The 18,401-nt window shown below is 66.3% G+C and carries 18 protein-coding genes; 4 read left to right on the top strand and 14 right to left on the bottom strand.

Annotation, left to right across the window (positions count from 1 at the left end; translation table 11 throughout):
- Positions 1 to 16 precede the first annotated feature (16 nt).
- The 8 genes from N5C28_RS09825 to rnd form a co-directional block, all read right to left on the bottom strand.
- A complete protein-coding gene (locus N5C28_RS09825) occupies positions 17 to 2,428 on the bottom strand; it encodes a TonB-dependent hemoglobin/transferrin/lactoferrin family receptor (RefSeq protein WP_279822251.1) in 2,412 nt (803 codons plus the stop codon).
- Positions 2,429 to 2,719: 291 nt separating this feature from the next.
- Complete coding sequence (locus N5C28_RS09830; RefSeq protein ID WP_279821934.1) at positions 2,720 to 3,667, bottom strand: FecR family protein; 948 nt, start codon at positions 3,665 to 3,667, stop codon at positions 2,720 to 2,722.
- Between the two features lie 26 nt (positions 3,668 to 3,693).
- The gene (locus tag N5C28_RS09835) at positions 3,694 to 4,233 is read right to left on the bottom strand and encodes a sigma-70 family RNA polymerase sigma factor (RefSeq protein WP_279821935.1); all 540 of its coding nucleotides are present in this window, start codon (positions 4,231 to 4,233) and stop codon (positions 3,694 to 3,696) included.
- 214 nt (positions 4,234 to 4,447) lie between these two features.
- Positions 4,448 to 5,677 (bottom strand): hypothetical protein, encoded by a 1,230-nt coding sequence (locus N5C28_RS09840; protein WP_279821936.1) that lies wholly within the window; start codon positions 5,675 to 5,677, stop codon positions 4,448 to 4,450.
- Positions 5,678 to 5,733: 56 nt separating this feature from the next.
- On the bottom strand, positions 5,734 to 6,183 hold the full coding sequence (locus N5C28_RS09845; protein WP_279821937.1) for a YcgN family cysteine cluster protein: 450 nt from the start codon (positions 6,181 to 6,183) through the stop codon (positions 5,734 to 5,736).
- A gap of 444 nt (positions 6,184 to 6,627) precedes the next feature.
- Entirely contained in the window at positions 6,628 to 7,560 is a 933-nt protein-coding gene (locus tag N5C28_RS09850; RefSeq protein ID WP_279821939.1) for a D-2-hydroxyacid dehydrogenase, read from the bottom strand.
- 3 nt (positions 7,561 to 7,563) lie between these two features.
- Positions 7,564 to 7,857, bottom strand: a complete 294-nt coding sequence (locus tag N5C28_RS09855) for a YcgL domain-containing protein (protein WP_279821940.1) — start codon at positions 7,855 to 7,857, stop codon at positions 7,564 to 7,566.
- Positions 7,854 to 8,987 carry a ribonuclease D gene (gene rnd, locus N5C28_RS09860; RefSeq protein WP_279821941.1) on the bottom strand — a complete coding sequence of 378 codons (1,134 nt, stop codon included), beginning with the start codon at positions 8,985 to 8,987 and terminating at the stop codon, positions 7,854 to 7,856. The genes N5C28_RS09855 and rnd overlap by 4 nt, the downstream gene beginning before the upstream one ends.
- Positions 8,988 to 9,134: 147 nt before the next feature.
- Between rnd and N5C28_RS09865 the strand changes: the two genes are divergently transcribed.
- On the top strand, positions 9,135 to 10,202 hold the full coding sequence (locus N5C28_RS09865) for an SMP-30/gluconolactonase/LRE family protein (RefSeq protein WP_279821942.1): 1,068 nt from the start codon (positions 9,135 to 9,137) through the stop codon (positions 10,200 to 10,202).
- Between the two features lie 155 nt (positions 10,203 to 10,357).
- On the opposite strand, the gene N5C28_RS09870 is transcribed toward N5C28_RS09865, so the two are convergent.
- Positions 10,358 to 11,038 carry a hypothetical protein gene (locus N5C28_RS09870; RefSeq protein ID WP_279821944.1) on the bottom strand — a complete coding sequence of 227 codons (681 nt, stop codon included), beginning with the start codon at positions 11,036 to 11,038 and terminating at the stop codon, positions 10,358 to 10,360.
- Positions 11,039 to 11,200: 162 nt separating this feature from the next.
- Positions 11,201 to 12,538, bottom strand: coding sequence for an NADP-specific glutamate dehydrogenase (gdhA, locus tag N5C28_RS09875; RefSeq protein WP_279821945.1), 1,338 nt, complete (start codon positions 12,536 to 12,538; stop codon positions 11,201 to 11,203).
- Between the two features lie 327 nt (positions 12,539 to 12,865).
- Here gdhA and N5C28_RS09880 point away from each other — a divergent pair, with 327 nt between their 5' ends.
- From N5C28_RS09880 to N5C28_RS09890, 3 genes are all read left to right on the top strand, one after another.
- Positions 12,866 to 13,720, top strand: coding sequence for a sulfurtransferase (locus tag N5C28_RS09880; RefSeq protein ID WP_279821946.1), 855 nt, complete (start codon positions 12,866 to 12,868; stop codon positions 13,718 to 13,720).
- Between the two features lie 245 nt (positions 13,721 to 13,965).
- A complete protein-coding gene (locus N5C28_RS09885; protein WP_279821947.1) occupies positions 13,966 to 14,445 on the top strand; it encodes a hypothetical protein in 480 nt (159 codons plus the stop codon).
- Between the two features lie 153 nt (positions 14,446 to 14,598).
- Positions 14,599 to 15,879, top strand: a complete 1,281-nt coding sequence (locus tag N5C28_RS09890) for an outer membrane protein transport protein (RefSeq protein ID WP_279821948.1) — start codon at positions 14,599 to 14,601, stop codon at positions 15,877 to 15,879.
- A 76-nt stretch (positions 15,880 to 15,955) separates the two neighbouring features.
- Here the strand turns inward: N5C28_RS09890 and N5C28_RS09895 are convergent, their stop codons facing one another.
- From N5C28_RS09895 to N5C28_RS09910, 4 genes are all read right to left on the bottom strand, one after another.
- Positions 15,956 to 16,504, bottom strand: coding sequence for a redoxin domain-containing protein (locus N5C28_RS09895; RefSeq protein WP_279821949.1), 549 nt, complete (start codon positions 16,502 to 16,504; stop codon positions 15,956 to 15,958).
- An 86-nt stretch (positions 16,505 to 16,590) separates the two neighbouring features.
- Positions 16,591 to 16,716 (bottom strand): hypothetical protein, encoded by a 126-nt coding sequence (locus N5C28_RS09900; RefSeq protein WP_279821950.1) that lies wholly within the window; start codon positions 16,714 to 16,716, stop codon positions 16,591 to 16,593.
- On the bottom strand, positions 16,713 to 17,906 hold the full coding sequence (locus tag N5C28_RS09905) for an MFS transporter (RefSeq protein WP_279822252.1): 1,194 nt from the start codon (positions 17,904 to 17,906) through the stop codon (positions 16,713 to 16,715). Before N5C28_RS09905 ends, N5C28_RS09900 begins: the two co-directional genes overlap by 4 nt.
- Positions 17,907 to 17,941: 35 nt before the next feature.
- Positions 17,942 to 18,355, bottom strand: a complete 414-nt coding sequence (locus N5C28_RS09910; protein ID WP_279821951.1) for a MarR family transcriptional regulator — start codon at positions 18,353 to 18,355, stop codon at positions 17,942 to 17,944.
- Positions 18,356 to 18,401: the final 46 nt, after the last annotated feature.

Below are 18,401 nucleotides of genomic sequence, written 5' to 3' on the forward strand. Positions count from 1 at the left end.
CCCGCGGCAGCCCACCTCAGAAGAACTGGGTAATGCTGATCTTGGCGTTGCGGCCCTGGCTGTAGGCACTGTCACCGCTCAGGTTGGCGCGGTAGAAGCGGTTGAACACGTTGTCCACGGTCAGGTTGACCCGCGTGCTTTTGAGCTCGCCCCGCTGCGGCGCCCATTCGGCGAAGAAGCGGTGGGTGTCGTAGCTGTCGTTCTTGTAGTCATTCCACACCGATTCGCCGCTCACGTCGTAGAGATCGCCCGGGGCGCGATCGGTCTTGCGCACGAACTCGCTCTGCCAGCCGAAGCGGGTGTGAATCTGCGGCAGCTTCACACCGGCCATCACCACCCACTTCGGTGCCGGGATATCCCGGGCCCAGACGTCCGGCCCCCAGGGGTTGCTGTAGGCGCCGTCGTGCTTGCCACTGATCCAGGAATACGACGCGCTGCCGAACAGGTAGGTGCTGTCGTAGTAGCTCTCCACCTCGAAACCCTTGATCGTCACCGCGTTCAGGTTGCGGTAGTTGGGCAGCGGCAACAGCTCGGCGCACTTGGCGGAAATGCTGCCACCCTCGGCGGCCTGACGCTCACAGGCGATGCTGCGGAACTTGAAGATTTCGTCGTCGAGTTTGTGGTGGAACAGCGTGGTGCGCACCTGCAGGTTATCTTCATCGTTGAACACGTCGTTGAAGCTGACCACACTGCCGCCACGCACGCCGCGCATGCGCTCGGGGTCCAACCCGCGGCTGGTGCCACCGAAGGTGGTGCTGTTCTGCAATTCGTATTGCTCGTCGATCACCGGTGCGCGCCAGGTCTTGGCGTAGTCGGCGAACAGCCCTACGTTCTCGGTCACGCGCCAGTACAGCGACAGGCGCGGCGACCAGCCGGAGTACTCCTGGGCACTGTAGTCGTGGCCAAGGGCGGCGTTGTTGTAGACCGGCGCCAGGTTCTCCTTGCCCTCGTTGCGCACCGCATCGAAACGCATGGACGGGGTGATGGTCACGTCACCCAGGGTGATGGCGTCCTGCACGTAGAAACTGCGGGTCTGCTGGTCGCCGCGGGGCATGAAATAGGGCTGAAACCAGCCGTAGTTGTAGCGCGGCGTGTTGTAGGTGGTGCCCGGCAGGTACATCAGCACGTCACGTTTGTGGTGGTGCCAGGCCACGCCAGTGGTCAGCTCGTGTTCCAGGGCGGCGGTCTCGAAGCGGCTGATATTGCGCACCTCGAACACTTTGTCCTGGTAGTCGGTGCGGATCCAGCGGCCACCGGAGGTCAGCGCATAGTTGGCGCCTTCGCGGCGCTCGTCGATCTGCTCGGTTTCCGAGTAGGAGGCCGTGACTTTCAGGTCGATCCAGGGGTTGTCCAGGGGCTGATAGGTGTATTTGCCGGCCCAGGTGGTGTCCTCCACCTCGCGATCTGCCAGGTTACGCGCCATGGCCGCTTCAAGACTGCCGGCACGGTCGATACTGAACTTGCTCGGGACCAGGAAACCGGTGGAACTGAAAGGGGCGAACTGTTCGGTACGCGAGCGCATGAAGGTCAGGCCGAAGCCGTGTTCTTCGGTCGCCTGGAAGTTGCCCTTGAGCAGCACACCGTCCAGTTTCTGGTCGGTGTGCGGGTAACGCGCCGGATATTCGTAGCCAGGTTCCAGCTGGATGTTGCCGGCCAGTTTGGCGTCACGGCCATCACGGGTGGTCAGGTAGGCCAGGCCGTCGGCCCGGCCGTCTTCGGTTCGGCCGTAGACCGCCCCGCTGTAGATCTTCTGCTGGTCGTTGCTGTGGTAGCCGTACTTGAGCATGGCGCCCACGTTGCGCCCGTCCTCCAGCAGGTCGGGGGCGTCCTTGGTTTCCATGTGCACGGTGCCGCCGAAACCGCCGTTGCCGGTGAAGGCCGAGTACGGCCCCTTCTCCACTTCGATGCGCTTGATCAACTCGGGCTCGATGAACACCGTGCCCTGCTGGTAACGCTCAAAGCCACTCTTGGAGGCACCGTCCAGGGTGAACGGCACGTCTTCGGCATCACCCAGGCCCCAGATATTCACGGTCTGCCCCCCGGGCTTGGACGAGCCGCCCATGGTCACTCCGGGCAGGGTCTGCAGCAAGGAGGGAATGTTGTCGGCCTGCTGACGTTCGATCTCCTGGCGGGTCAGGGTCGAGCGCCCGACGCTGCTGGCATCGACCTGGGTACCGCTGCCCACCACCGTCAGCGAATCCAGCTGGATGGCGTTGTCCGCGCTGTCCTGCTGTGGGCGGCGGCGCACCACGTAGCCATCCCCCGCCGGCACCAGCTCCAGACCCGAACCGACCAGCAGGCGCTGCAGGGCCACCTCGGCGCTGTAGTGCCCGGACAGCGACGGCGCCCACAGGTCATGCAGCTGCGATTCATCGAACAGAATCTGCAACTGGCTCTGCTGGGCCAGGGCGGTCAGGGCACTGGCCATCGGCTGGGACGGCAGGTCGAAGGCGTATTCCTGGGCCAGGGCGTTGCCGCTGAGTAGCAGGGTCGCCAGGGCACCGCCGGCACAGAGCTGGCGCAGCGCGAAACGGGTGGTGCGGGTTTTCATGCAAATCTCCCCAAGTACTGCAAAACCGCCATGGCATGCGGCGGACATCAGGAAGACGCAGCACGCGGCAAAACCCGCATATGCAAATGAAAAATATTTGCATCAAAAAAAAAGAGGCCGCAAAACCCTGCGCCAGCGCCCGCTCGGCGGGCCTGGTCAGTGCGGAGTTCAGCGTGCGTGAATCGAGGCGCTGCCGTTGGCCTGGTGCTCGATGCGTACCGGCAGCAACTGCGGCAATGCGGCGAGGAAGGCATCCGGCCGCGCGATGTTCACGCTGCCGGAGACCCGCCGTTCGCCGAGGCGCACGTCGGCCAGCACCACCGGGGCTTGCCGGTAGTGGGACAACTCGTCGAGCAACTGGGCCAGGGGGCGGTCGTGGAAGATCAACTGCCCGCGCCGCCAGCTGGCGATTTCTTCCGCGCTCAGGCGCCGCTGCTGCAGGGTGTCGCTGCGGTAGTCGTAATCGAGGCCGTCACCCGCGCCGAGCATCGCCGGTTGCGCCTGCCCCACATACGGCTGCACCGCCACCTTGCCGCTCTCCACCGCCACGGCGAGATGTTCGCTCCCGCGGCGCACGCTGAAGCGCGTGCCGACCACCCGCACGCAACCCTCCCCGGCGCGCACCTCGAACGGCCGCTCGGCATCGGCGGCCACGGCGAAGAAGGCTTCGCCGGCCAGCAACTCGGCCTCGCGGCGGTCCGGGTACAGGCGCACCTCCAGGCGCGTGCCGACATTGAGGTCGACCCGGGTGCCATCCTCCAGCAGTACCTGGCGCTGCTCACCGGGCGCGCTGACCAGGCTCAGCCGCTGGGTCGCCCCGCCGATGAAGCCTGGCTGCGACAGCGCCAGCAGCGCGCAGGCAAACACCACCGAGGCCGCCAGTGCCCGACCGGGCAGCCAGCGCTTGCGCGGGCGCAACGGCGTCACGGTGGCCTGGCGCAGCACCGGGCGTTGAAGCTGGTCGAGGTCCGCCCAGATCAGGTTCAGGTCGGCAAAGGCCCGGGCATGGGCCGGGTCGACGGCCAGCCAGGCGTCCAGCTCACGCTGCTCGTGCGCGGACAGACCGCCAGCGGAACGCCGGCTGAACCAGGCTGCGGCCTGCTCGTCGATGGCCATCGGGACATCCTTTTTTATGGGCTCGCTCATGCCTCGTCCGCCATGCCTTCGCCTTCCACGCGCCGCTTGCAATGCAGCAGCGCACTGGCGATGTGCTTTTCCACCATGCTCAGGGAAATCCCCATGCGCGCCGCCACGTCGGCCTGGGACAGGCCATCGAACTTGTGCAGGACGAAGGCCTCGCGCCGGCGCGGCGACAGGTCGTCCAGGGCCTGGGCCAGCAGGTGCAAGCGTTGCTGCTGTTCGACCTTTTCCAAGGGGCTCGCTCCCTGTTCATCGACCATGGCCTCCAGCACCTGCCCGGTGTCGACGTCCTCGCTGGCCTGGGGCCGCGCCTGCTGGCGGCGCCAGTGGTCGCGCAGCAGGTTGCGGGCGATCTGGAAGAGAAAGGCACGGGGTTGCTCGACGGCGCGCCGGTCGCGCCAGTCCAGCCACTGGGTGAAGGCGTCCTGGGCCAGGTCGGCGGCGTCGGCGGAACTGCCCAGGCGCTTGCCGAGGAATTTCAGCAACTCGGCGTGGAAGGCGCGGTAGGCCCCGGATACCGAGCCACGGAACTGCTCATCCATGCCCGACCGCCGCACTGTTGATTACTGCCACCACCCTGCTCCCCGACCACAGGCAACCGGGAAACGCAGCAGGATGCAGCGAATCGACAAGCGCCAAATGAGAATGCTTGTCATTAGATAGTGGCGCATGGGTGGCGGTCAAGCCGCCGAATGCAGAAAGACAGGGAAAGGAAGGCGCCAGCCTGCCGCGCAGGCTGGCGCAACCCCGCGGCGATCAGCGCAGGAGCTTGGTGTCCAGCACCTTGGATTTACCGCCGATGACGTTCTCGCTGATTTCGATGAAGTCCTTGGTGCTGGCCTTGTCCAGGCGCATCAGACCACGGGTCACGTCATCCAGCGAACGCGGCTGGGCATCCTTGGTGGCCTGGCGAATCTCGCGGTCCAGCTCCTGCAACAGCAGCACGGCGCGGGCGGTGATCGGCCCGGTGGAGTTCTCGGTGCGCAGCGAATCCACCGGCTTGCTCCACTTGATCAGGTGCTCGCGGACCTTCTGGTAGCGGTCTTCGCTCAGGCCACCGGCGCGGCGCATCAACTCGATGGCGTAGTACTCGGCCAGGCCCTCGCTGATCCAGTCGCTCTTGTCGGTGTCGCTGATACGACTGAAGACATGCACCAGCTCATGCACAAGGGAACTGGTGCCGTTCTCGCTGACCAGCGGGCGGTCGGCGTGCATGAAATAGGAGTTGGGTGCCGACAGGCCGCCGCGCCACATCGGGTCACCCGCGCCGACCACCAGCAGCTTGCCCGGATCACGGGGGAACACTGCCTGGGCTTCCGGCCAGACGAAGGTCAGCAGGGTCAGGATGTCCATGCGGCGCATGCCCTCGCCCACCGGCGCGGCGATGGTGACATCGGTCTCGCCGAGCTTGGCGCGGCGGGTGCCGATCTTGCCGGCGAGGATCCAGCCCGTGGGGCGGTCGAACTGACGGGTCGGGTTGTCGATGCGGAACTTGTTCTTGCCGATCCGCGGCCAGCCGGTTTCCACGCCGTTCCAGCCCTTGGGCAGGTCGAAGGTCAGGCGCGCGACCAGCTCGACGTTGTCCGGCTGGCTGTAGCGCGCGCTGGGCACCAGGTCGTCGCCACGCAGCAGCGCCCAGTCCTCGGTCATGCGCGCGTCGTAGCGGCCTTCGTCGCGGGGGTGGCTGATGCGCACCCGGTAGCTCAGGGTGCTCTTGCCCTTGCCCGGCTTCCAGGTGCCGCGCTCGGGGCTTTCCTGGGTCCATTCGCCGTCACCGCTGAAGTCGCTGTAGTAGCCCTTCTCGCCCAGGTCGAAATCGAAATAGTGCACCCGGTCGCCCTTCTCCAGGGTCATGCTGACCTCGGCGGTGTCGCTGTCCGGGAGGAATTTCACCTGGTAGTCCAGGTCGACCTTGTGCGGGGCGGCCCACAAGGGGGCGCTCAGGCACAGCAGAACGGCAGATAACGACAAGCGGCGAATCGGCATGGGCAACTCCTTGTTGGCGGGGCGATTAGGCGTAGACCGATAAACGACGTGGCAATTCAACCGGCGCGAAAGATCAGGTAGTCCTCCCAATCGTCCTCGGCGACGTTCTTCTCGCTGAGCATACGACCCGATTGGGAAATGCGCTCGATATGCACCGCTTCCGGGTCACCGCACACCAGGTGGTGCCACAGCGGCAGGTCCTTGCCCTCGCTGACCAGGCGGTAGCCGCAGGTCGGCGGCAGCCACTGGAACTGGTCGGCCTGGGCCGGGGTGAGCTGGATGCAATCGGGCACGAACTGCACGCGGTTGGGGTAATCGGTGCAACGGCAGGTCTGCAGGTCGAGCAACTTGCAGGCGATGCGGGTGTAATAGACGCTGCCGTCGTCCTCGTCTTCCAGCTTCTGCAGGCAGCACAGGCCACAGCCATCGCACAAGGACTCCCACTCCTCCTGGTCCAGCTGAGCGAGGGTTTTGCGTTTCCAGAAGGGTTCGACTTTGGCGGCCATGGCAAGACATACGAGTGACGGGCGAAAAGGCCGGCAGTCTAGCGTGGCCCCTGCCGCCGGCCAAGGGCGGTGCGCTGGATGGTGGTCACGGTGCCGTCCCCACCGACTGATCGTTCCCACACGAACGCAGGGCCATTAGATCCTGGGTATCGCTTCGCTCCACCCAGGCTACGTTGGGGTCGACGCATGCTGATCGTTCCCACGCTCTGCGTGGGAATGCAGCCCGGGACGCTCCGCGTCCCCAGCGCATATCAATTGTTCGCACGTTCTCTGGCGGACCAGCAAACCTGTTCAAGGCAGCAACCGCCGAGCTCGGGGCCAAGGCCCCTCCTACAGGGTCTGCCCACCGATTAGCGGACAAGGCCAGCGCCCCTGTAGGAGCGGGCTTGCCCGCGAGCTCTTCATGCGTATCAACAAGATCATGGCCAGCCATCAGAGGCCGGCTCAGTAACCGCGGGCGAAATCCACCTGCCCGGCCAGCGCCTCGCCGCGCTGGTAACGGGCCAGGTTGTCGAGGAACAGGCAGGTCATCAGGCGCGGGTCGGTGGGGGCCGAGCTGTGGCCGGTGAGCAGCAGGCGCGGTGCGGTCCAGAACGGGTGGCCGGCCGACAGCGGCTCCTGGCGGCAGACGTCGATCACCGCCCCGGCCAGGTGCCCCTGCTCCAGCGCTGCCACCAGGTCGGCATCGACCACCGCCACGCCGCGCCCGGCGTTGATGAACAACGCACTCGGCTTGAGCCCGGCGAACAGACGGGCGTCGTACAGGTCGCGAGTACTCGGCGTATCGGGCAACAGGTTGATCAGGTAGTCGGCGTCGGCGGCCAGGCGCGGCAGGTCGGTCATGCCCCCTACTTCGGCAAAGGGCGGCAGATCCCGGGCACTGCTGGCAACGCCGCTCAGCTCGATACCGAAGGGTGCCAGGAACGCCGCCACCCGCTGGCCGATATCGCCGGTGCCGACGATCAGTGCCCGGCGCCCCGCCAGGCTGCGCGGCAGTGAGTGGTCCCAGCGCTGCTCCACTTGCGCCGCCAGCCGAGCGAACAGCTGGCGTTCGTGGGCCAGGATATGGCCCAGCACGTACTCGGCCATGACCTGACCGAAAATGCCCACCGCACGGCTCAGCAGGTAATCACGGGGCAGGTCGCTGGCCAGCAGCGGCGTGATCCCCGCCCAGGTTGACTGCAACCAGCGCGGCGTGTGCCCCTGGCGCAACAGTGCAGCCAGCAGGTCCGGCTGGCCCAGCCACAGCGGGCACTCCCCCGCCCATCGCTTCAGTTCAGCCGGCTCGGCACTGGCCTGAATCACCAGCCCAGGCATGGCCTCGCCCAGCAGGGCACGGTATTCAGCGTGGGCGGATTCAGCCAGCAGCAGGCGCATGGGTCACACCGGATCGTTGCGGCGCAGCAGTTCTTCCGGGAGGTGTTCGATGTACTCGTCCTCGGCCGGCGGCATCTGCAGGTGATAGCCCTGCCCGTCCAGGTTGGCCAGGACCTTGGCGATGTCCTCGCGGGCCAGCTGGCGTTCCGGGGTCAGGACCATGTCGAAGGTGTGGATCGGCGGCCCGAATGCGGCCAGCAGGTTTTCCGGCACCCGCTTGAGCGCATCGCTCTTGAGCACGTACAGGTACATTTCGTTCTTGCGCGGGCTCTTGTAGATGGAACAGATGCGTTTCACGCGGTTTCTCCTTCGCCGGCCAGGCAGTCGAGCAAGGCCTGGCCCATCAATTCGCGGCGCCAGCCCCGCAGGGAATCCGGCAGTTGGTACGGCCCGTTGGGGTAGCCGGTTTTCAGCAAGGCTTCGAGGGTCTTCTTGCGCAGCATCAGCTCGGGGGCGATGTTAAGCCGCTCGCCCTCGCGCTGGCCGATGGCCCGCAGCTTCTTCAGCAGCGACGCGGCCTCGATCGGCAGTGGCTCGGGCAGCGCCGCCGGGTACTCGGCGGGCGGCACGCTGCCGGCATCCTTGATCAGCTTGAGCAGGAACTCGCCGTCCTGGCGCACGGTTTTCGGGTGCATGTCCTCGATCCGCGCCAGGGCCACCAGGTTGTCCGGCTGGGTGCGGGCCAGGGGCCACAGCGAGTGCTCGCGGATGATCCGGTTGCGCGGCTGGTTGCGGGCCCGCGCCTCGCGCTCGCGCCAGGCGCACAGGGCGCGCATCACCGCCAGTTGCTGGCGTGACAGCTTCCAGGCCAGCTTGGCGTCGCGGTAGGCCTCGTCCGGGTCGACTTCGCGGCCCAGGTTGGCCACCAGCTCGGCGCCGTCTTCCAGCACCCAGGCGTGTTTCTCCGGGCTCAGTTGCGCGTGCAGGCTGGCGTAGACCTCGGCCAGGTGCAGCACGTCTTCGGCGGCGTAGCTGATCTGGGTCTCGGACAGCGGCCGCTGCAGCCAGTCGGAACGGGTCTCGCCCTTCGGCAGTTCGATGTCCAGCACGCTCTGCACCAGACGCGAATAGCCCATGGAGAAGCCAATGTTGAGGTAGCCGGCCGCCAGCTGGGTGTCGAACAGCGGCGTCGGCAGGCTGCCGGTCAGGCGCAGGAAGACTTCGAGGTCTTCGCTGCAGGCGTGCAGCACCTTGATCACCGCCTCGTCTTCGAGCAGCGCGGCGAACGGCGCCCAGTCCCGGACCAGCAGAGGGTCGATCAGGTAGGCCCGCTGCCCGTCGCTGACCTGCAGCAGGCCGGCGATCGGGTAGAAGGTGTCGACCCGCATGAATTCGGTGTCGACAGCGACACTCGGTAACGCGCGCCAGGCGGCACAGTGCTCGGCCAGGCTGGCGTCGTCACGGATCCACTGAATATCAATAGCCACACGGCACTCCCATCAAGAATGCCGCGCAGTATATATCGCCCGGCGCCGAAGCTGCGGCCCGATATGCCACCACTCGCCGCCGTGCCCCGCCCCGTGTACGCTTGCGCCGATTCAACCCGGTCCGCTTGCGCACAAGGAATGACAACAATGAAAAAACTGCTTGGACTGCTGGTGCTGGTGCTGGTGATCGCTGCGGCGGCCCTGTACCTGGCCGTGACGCCCAGCCCCATCGACCCGCTCGCCTGGGAGGCGGCCGAGGCCCCACCCATGACCGGCCCGCTGGAGCCCAATGACACCCTGATGAAGGCGGAACTGCTGGCCCGCGGCCAGGTGCATGGCCCGGAAGACACCGCAGTCGATGCCGAGGGCCGCGTCTACGCGGGCCTGCACGATGGCCGGGTGGTCCGCATCACCGCCGACGGCAGCGTGGAAACCTTCGTCGACACCGGCGGCCGCCCGCTGGGCATGGATTTCGACGCCGACGGCAACCTGATCCTCGCTGACGCCTACAAGGGCCTGCTGCGCATCGACCCGCAGGGCGCGATCACCGTGCTCACCACCGAAGCCGAGGGCGTACCGTTCAAGTTCACCGATGACCTGGATATCGGCAGCGACGGCGTCATCTACTTCACCGACGCCAGCTCGCGTTTCGAACAGCCCGACTACCTGCTCGACCTGCTGGAAGCCCGCCCCCACGGCCGCCTGCTCAGCTACGACCCGGCCAGCGGCGAAACCAAGGTGCTGGTCAAGGACCTGTACTTCGCCAACGGCGTGGCGCTGTCAGCCAACGAAGACTTCGTGCTGGTCAACGAGACCTATCGCTACCGCATCGCCCGCTACTGGCTGAAGGGCGAGAAGGCTGGCACCCACGACATCTTCATCGACAACCTGCCGGGCCTGCCGGACAACCTGCAGGGCGACCGCCAGGGCACCTTCTGGGTGGCCCTGCCGACCCCGCGCAAGGCCGATGCCGACTTCCTGCACCGCCATCCGTGGCTCAAGGCGCAGATGGCCAAGCTGCCGCGCGCGCTGTGGCCGAAGGCAATCCCCTACGGCTTCGCCATCGCCCTCAACGAACAGGGCGAGATCGTGCGCAGCCTGCACGACACCAGCGGCACCCACCTGCGGATGATCACCTCGGTGAAGCCGGTGGGCGATTACCTGTATTTCGGCAGCCTGGATAATGATCGGATCGGCAAGCTGAAGATTCACTGAGCCGTTTCAGGCGTGCGGGCCAGCTGGCCCGCACGTCCTCGCGGGGTTGGCTGGATGACGCCTCGGTTGCACTGATCCAGCCCATCCGCCGACCTTACGATCTCGGTGGATGAAAACAGCGTCATCCACCCTACGCGCCCCGATCTCCCCTACGACTAGACCTTCTGCGCAATCCAGATGGTGTGCCGCGTGCCCTTGTTGCCGTGGGCATAGACCTGCACTGCCTCGCCCTTGAAGCCCGCCTTGCGCACCTTGTCCGAGAACGCCCGGTCGGCGCTGGACGACCACACCGCCAGCATCCCCTTGGGCCGCAGGGCCTTGGCGCACTGGCGCAGGCCTTCCATGGAATACAGCCAGTCGTTGCCCTTCTGGGTCAGGCCTTCGGGGCCGTTGTCGACGTCGAGCATGATCGCGTCATAGGCCTGGCTGGAGGCCTGCAGCACCTTGGCCACGTCCTCCTGGAGAATCCGCGTGCGCGGGTCGTTGAGCGGGTAGCCGGACTTGGCGCCCAGCGGGCCACGGTTCCACTCCACCACCCCGGGCACCAACTCGGCCACCGCCACCTCCGCGTCGGCCCCCAGGTGCTGCAGGGCCGAGGCCAGGGTGAAGCCCATGCCCAGGCCACCGATCAGCACCCGCGCCTGCGGGCGGCTCGCCACCTGCTTGCAGGGCAGCGCCGCCAGGGCGTCTTCGGAACCGTGCATGCGGGTGTTCATCAGTTGCCCGCCATCGCCGCCGGCGATCTTGATCACGAAATCCTCGCCGTATTCGAACAGGCACAGGGCGCCGTTTGTGCCGGGGATCGGGGCGGTATCGAGCAAAACGAAGCGCTTCATGGGGCGAAAACCTGAGAACGAAAAACAGGGGCGGCAGCATGCCTGAAGCCGAGCACAAAAGGGCGGGAATCCGTCGGCCTGCCGCTCACGGGCACAACCGCCAGAAACGACAAGGCCCCGCGTTCGCACGCGGGGCCTTGTCGATCGACACGCGGGGAACAGTCAGACCACGCCCTGGGCCAGCATGGCGTCGGCGACCTTGACGAAGCCGGCGATGTTGGCGCCCTTGACATAGTTGATGCGGCCATTCTCCTCGCCGTAGTGCACGCAGGCGTGGTGGATGTTCTGCATGATGCCGTGCAGGCGCTCGTCCACCTCGCCGGCGCTCCAGTGCAGGCGCATGGCGTTCTGGCTCATTTCCAGGCCGCTGGTGGCCACGCCACCGGCGTTGGAGGCCTTGCCCGGTGCGTAGCAGATGCCGGCCTCGACGAACAGGTCCACGGCTTCCAGGGTCGAAGGCATGTTGGCGCCTTCGGCCACGCAGATGCAGCCGTTCTTCAGCAGGGTGCGGGCGTCGTTGCCGTCCAGCTCGTTCTGCGTCGCACACGGCAGCGCGATGTCGCACGGCAGGTGCCACGGGCGCTGGCCGGCGAGGAACTGCAGGCCATAGTGCTCGGCCATTTCGCGCAGGCGGCCGCGACGGACGTTCTTCAGGTCCATCAGGTAGCCCCACTGCTCGCTGCTCAGGCCGCCTTCGACGTACAGCGTGCCTTCGGAATCGGACAGCGAGATCACCCGGCCGCCCAGCTCCATGACCTTCTGCGCAGCGTACTGCGCGACGTTGCCGGAGCCGGAAATCGCCACGCGCTTGTCTTCGAAGCCCTGATCCAGGCGCTTGAGCATTTCCTGGGCAAAGTACACGCAGCCGTAGCCGGTGGCTTCCGGGCGGATCAGGCTGCCGCCGTAGGTCAGGCCCTTGCCGGTCAGCACGGAGGTGAACTGGTTCGACAGGCGCTTGTACTGGCCGAACATGTAGCCGATCTCGCGGCCTCCAACGCCGATGTCACCGGCCGGCACGTCGAGGTCCGCGCCGATGTGGCGGTACAGCTCGCTCATGAACGACTGGCAGAAGCGCATCACTTCGCCTTCGCTCTTGCCCTTGGGGTCGAAGTCCGAGCCGCCCTTGCCGCCGCCCATGGGCAGCGAGGTCAGGGAATTCTTGAACACCTGCTCGAAAGCCAGGAACTTGAGCACACCCAGGTTCACCGACGGGTGGAAACGCAGGCCGCCCTTGTACGGGCCGATGGCGCTGCTCATCTGCACGCGGTAGCCGCGGTTGACCTGCACCTGGCCACGGTCGTCGACCCACGGCACGCGGAACAGGATCGCGCGCTCCGGCTCGACCATGCGCTCGAGAATGCCGGCCTCGCGGTAGCGCGGGTTGGCCTCGAGGAAGGGCCACAGGCTGCGCACCACTTCTTCCACGGCCTGGTGGAATTCGGGCTGATCGGGATCGCGCTGCTTGAGGCGAGACAGGAAAGCTTCAACGGACATCGACATGGAGCACCTCAGCGCAACGGAAAACGGAATGCGCGGCACTCTATCAGGCGCAAAAGCACCAAAACAGATCAAAATGTCGCTTTCGTGAAACTTTTTAGTGCGACACAAAAACCCACCAATCCCCGCCGCACAGGAAAATCCCGCGGAACGAGCTTTCGGCGCACCAAATAAACCCGTCTATCGCACAGAAACAGTGCAATTCACCAGAATCATCGCACCAGAGGAGCGAGCGCCGTGCAGGCCGCTTGAGGGGCTACGCACCCCTACCCCTCAGCCGCCCGCTTACGGCTATGATGCTCGGCATTCTCGACACGCCAGAGGTCTGCCATGCCGCTCGCCCGACTGATCAATGCCCCCGACCTGCACGCCCGTCTCGGCGACGCCGACCTGGTGCTGCTCGATTGCCGCTTCGCCCTCGACGACCCGGCCTACGGCCAGGGCAGTTACGGCGAAGGCCATATCGCCGGCGCGCAGTTCGCCGACCTCGAACATGACCTCTCCGGCCCCATCCACAAGGGGGTCACCGGCCGCCACCCGCTGCCCGATGCCGCCGAGCTGAACCGGAAACTGCGGGCCTGGGGCCTGAACAACAGCAGCACCGTGGTGCTGTATGACGACGGCCCAGGTGCCTTCGCCGCCCGTGCCTGGTGGCTGCTGGCCTGGCTGGGCAAGCGCGACAACGTGTTCCTGCTCGACGGCGGCCTGAAGGCCTGGCGCGAGGCGGGCTATTCGCTGACGGCCGACCAGACTGCGCCTACGCCTGGCCAATTCGACGGACAGCCCGACGCCACTCTGCTGCTCAGCGCCGACCAGTTACAGCAGCGCCTGGACAACCCGCAGCTGACCCTGCTCGACGCTCGCGCCCTGCCGCGTTTTCGCGGTGAGGTGGAGCCACTGGACCCGGTGGCCGGGCATATTCCCGGTGCCCGCTGCGCGGTGTTCACCGACAACCTGGGCAGCGACGGCCGCTTCCTGGCGGCCGAGGCCCTGCGCCAGCGCTTCGCCGCGCACCTTGGCGAACGCCCGGCCAGCGAACTGGTGGCCTACTGCGGCTCCGGCGTCACCGCCTGCCACAACCTGTTCGCCCTGAGCCTCGCCGGCTACCCCCTAGCGCCGCTCTATGCCGGCTCCTGGAGCGAGTGGATCACCGACCCGGCACGCCCCGTCGCCACCGGTGACTGAGGCAAAACCAGCACGCAGGCGCCGCCCGCGTGCGTCCGCCCGGGCGGCGCGGCTTAAGCACCGCTAGGAATATCGGCAATAACCGAAAGCCTAAAACAATTTAAAAACAGCCCTTTACACCAGAAAGGTCGCACTACACTTCAAAACAAGCGGCTAAACCCGCTTCCGGTGGGGCCTTTACTAAAATCATCAGAAGCTGCCATGCGCCCAGGCCCCACCGGTCACTTTTCGAGTGAGAGGCCCCCATGGGAATCGCCGCCTGCGAGCTGAGCCAATACGTCATCCGCCCTACCCTCCTCTACCTGGGGCGCCATTCTCCCTCTGCCGAAGCCCTGCTTCTGGGCACCGCCGCCTGCCAGTCGGGCCTGGGCCATGCCCTGGACGACCGCCGCGGCCATGGCCTGTACCGCATCGCGGAAAGCCGCCACCAGCAACTCTGGGACCTGCACCTGGCCCGCGACCCGGACCTGGCCAGCCAGGTGCGCGGGCTGGCCAGCCAGCACGCCTTTCTCAGCGCGCCGCACCTGGAGCTGACGGTCAACCTGCGCTACGCCACTGCCATCGCCTGGATGCTGATCGAATCCCAGGACACGCCCCTGCCCGAGGCGGACGACCTGCTCGGCCTGGCCCAGGTCTGGCGGCAGGTGTTCCAGCCCAACGGACGCCCACGGGAATTCATCGACGCCTGGCAACGCTGTATCGGCTCCCTCAGTCAAGTGGCGTGAGCCGGCTCGAAACCACCCGCAACAAAATGCGGACAATTGCGTCTATCACCGGCCTTTCGAGGACAAAAATCGATTTATTTCTGGAACTTCATTGGCTTTGCAGGGGTCAGGAAATCCTGATAGGTTGCGCCCCCCGTTTCCAAGGAGTCCCCCGTGAGCAAAAGAGTCCTCAAGACCAGCCTGGCCCTCGCCATCGCCGCTACCTCCACCCATTCCCTCGCCAGCGGCTTCGCCATCAACGAACAAAGCGTCAGCAGCATGGGCACCGCCTTCGCGGGTCGCTCCTCCTCCGCCGAGGACGCCACCACTGTCTTCGGTAACCCGGCCGGCATGTCGCGCCTCAAGCGCGAGCAGGTCAGCGGCGGTTTCGCCGTGATCCACGCCAAGACCGATATCGACGACGCCTCCAGTGCCGTCGGCCCGTTCAGCGCTGGCGGCAGCAACGACGGCGACATGGTGCCGCTGGTGGCCGCGCCCATGGGCTATTACGTCAAGCCGCTGGATGACAACTGGACCTTCGGCCTCGGCATGTACGTGCCCTTCGGCCTGATCACCGACTACGAGCGTGGCTTCGAAGGCCGTTACTACGGCGACCGCAGCGAAGTGCGGGTGATCACCCTGCAGCCGACCCTGAGCTACCGCTTCAACGACCACCTGTCGATCGGTTTCGGCCCGACCATCAACCGCATCGACGGCGAGCTGAGCTCCGCCACCCTGAACCCGGCCACCCCCACCACCAACGACGGCCAGGTGAAGATCCGCGGCAACGACACCGCCCTCGGCTACAACATCGGTTTCCTGTTCGAAGTCACCCCGCAGACCCGCTTCGGCCTGACCTACCACTCCATGGTCGACTACAAGCTCGAAGGCGACACCCTGATCCGTGGCAGCGGCTTCGGGCCGTTCGACGGCAACGAATACGATGCCTCGCTGAAGCTCAAGACCCCGGAGTCGGTGGACATGTCCATCACCCACGAGCTCAACGACCGCTGGACCGTGTACGCCGGCAGCACCTGGACCCGCTGGAGCCGCCTGGAAGAAATCCGCGTGGTCAACGAAGGCGTGCCCGCGCCGCTGGCCGGCAACTTCGGCAACATCGTCGAAGAGCAGAATTGGCACGACACCTGGGCCCACGCCGTGGGTGCGTCCTACAAGCTGAACAAGCAGTGGACCCTGCGCGCCGGCCTGGCCGTGGACCAGTCGCCGGTCAACAACGTCGACCGTTCGCCGCGCATCCCCACGGGTGACCGCAAGATCCTCAGCCTGGGCGCCGGCTGGAGCCCGAACGACGACATGACCATCGACGTCGCGTACTCCTACCTGCGCGAAGAAGAGGTCGACATCGACCACGTCAGCGCCAGCCGCGGTGCCTACCGCTCCAGCTACAAGAACTCGGCCCATGGCCTGGGTGCCCAGGTGACCTACCGCTTCTGATCCACCGGTACGCCTGAACGAAAAAGCCGCCGTGGGGCAACCCACGGCGGCTTTTTCGTTCGGGGCCTTCAGCGGCTCAAGGCGCCGAGGCGATGGCCTTCTCGACCGCCTCGATCAGCTTCGGATCATCCGGCTTCACGCGGCTGGAGAAACGCGCGACCACCTGGCCTTTGCGATCGACCACGTACTTGGCGAAGTTCCAGCCCGGCGCCTCGCTCTGGGCCGCCAGCTCCTTGAACAGCGGGATGGCGTCGCTGCCGCGCACGGGCTGGGTTTCGGTCATGGTGAAGGTCACGCCGTAGTTGACGTAGCAGACCTTGGCGGTCTCCTCGGCATCGTTCGACTCCTGCATGAAATCGTCCGACGGCACGCCCAGCACTTCGAGCCCTTGGCCCTTGTACTGCTGGTACAACGCCTCGAGGCCTTTGAACTGCGGAGTGAAGCCACAGAAGCTGGCGGTGTTGACCACCACCAGCGGCTTGCCGGCGAACTGGCACAGGTCGATGGTTTCCTTGGCGCGCAGCTTGGGCAGTTCGCCCTGCAGCAGCGGCGGGCACTCGGCCGCCAGCACCGGACCGGCCAGCAGAAGAGAGAAAGCGGGAATCAGCAAACGATGCAGCGACATGACCAACACCTCGGGTAATCGATACCGTGCACGCTACGCGGAAGGACCGCCTTCGGCAATCCACGACCGGTAATTCGCACCCGGTATCAGCACACACCCAGGCCCAGCTGCAGCACCGCCAGGCCACCGTGGCGCCAGGCCCAGGCAATGGCCCCCAGCAGCACGGCGGCGCCGAGCACCGCCGCCACGATCAGCCAGCGGCGGGCTGTCATGCCGCCGCCCCTTGCAGGCGCGCCACCGGCACCTCGCGCACCGGCCAGTTCAGCGCCGCCGCCAGCAGGCTCAGCACCACCGCGATCTGCCACACCAGGTCGTAGCTGCCGGTGTGGTCATAGACGTAACCGCCCAGCCAGCCGCCGAGGAACGAGCCCAACTGGTGGAACAGGAACACGATACCGCCAAGCATCGACAGGTTGCGCACGCCGAACAGGGTCGCCACCGTGCCATTGGTCAGCGGCACCGTGGACAGCCACAGCAGCCCCATGGCCACGCCGAAGGCGTAGGCGGTCCACACCGACAACGGGGTCAGCACGAACGCGACGATCACCACCGCCCGCGCCAGGTACAGCGCCGACAGCAGGCGCGGCTTGGACATCCGCCCGCCGAGCCAGCCGGCGATGTAGGTGCCGAAGATATTGAACAGGCCCACCAGCGCCAGCACCGTGGTGCCGACCAGCGCCGGCAGGTGCTGGTCCACCAGGTAGGCCGGCAGGTGCACGCCGATGAACACCACCTGGAAGCCGCAGACGAAGAAGCCCAGGGCCAGCAGCCAGAAGCCGGAATGACCGCAGGCCTCGCGCAGCGCTTCACGCAGGGTCTGCTCGTGGGCCGCCACCGGGATCGGCACGTCTTTGATCATTTTCGCCAGCGGCACGATCATCGCCACCAGCATGCCCAGCACCATCAGCGCCGCCGACCAGCCCAGCCAGCTGAGCAGGCCCAGGGTGCCCGGCAACATGGCGAACTGGCCGAACGAGCCGGCCGCCGCCGCGATGCCCATGGCCATGCTGCGGTTCTCCGGCGGCACGGCACGGCCGACCACGCCAAGGATCACCGAGAACGAGGTGCCGGACAGGCCGATACCGATCAGCACCCCGGCACTCAGCGACAGCGACAGCGCGGAGTCCGCCATGCCCATCAGCAGCAGGCCGGCGGCGTACAGCAGGCCGCCGACGACGATGGTGCGTTTGGCGCCAAAGCGGTCCGCCACCGCCCCGGTGAACGGCTGGGTCAGGCCCCAGATCAGGTTCTGCAGGGCGATGGCGAAGGCGAACACCTCACGGCCCCAGCCGAATTCGGCGCTCATGGGCGGCAGGAACAGCCCGAACCCGTGGCGCACCCCCAGGGACAGGGCCAGGATCAGCGAGCCACCGAGGAGAATCCACTTACTCTTGCGCCACACATCGCTCATATCAGTTCCCCTGCGGGCCAGGCCCGTCAGTCGAGTGTTTCCAGTTGATCGAGTACCGCCATCAGCGCCGCCTTCTGCTCCGGACCGATGCGCGCCGCCAGCCGCTCCTGCGCCTGCTCCCAGGCGGCCAGTGCCTGCTCCAGGCAGGCCCGTCCCTGTTCGGTAAGGTGCACCAGGCGGTTGCGCTGGTCCTCCCCGCCTTCGAGCAGCACCAGGCCCTTGCCTTCGAGCACCCGCAGGTTGCGGCCCAGGGTGCTGCGCTCCAGCCCCACGGCGTCCGCCAGGCTGGTGATGCTGGGCTGCTGCAGGCGCTGCAGGTTCTTCAGCAGGGAATACTGGGCGACCGACAGCCCGACATCGGCCAGGGCGTCGTCATAGAATTTGCTGACACCGCGGCTGGCACGGCGCAACTTGGTACAGAGGCAGAGAGTCGGCAACATGGATACGTGTATATACCCGCATTAAGTGATTGGCAAGGTGAAAATC

The organism is Pseudomonas sp. GD03944 (assembly GCF_029839275.1).
GTDB lineage: Bacteria > Pseudomonadota > Gammaproteobacteria > Pseudomonadales > Pseudomonadaceae > Aquipseudomonas.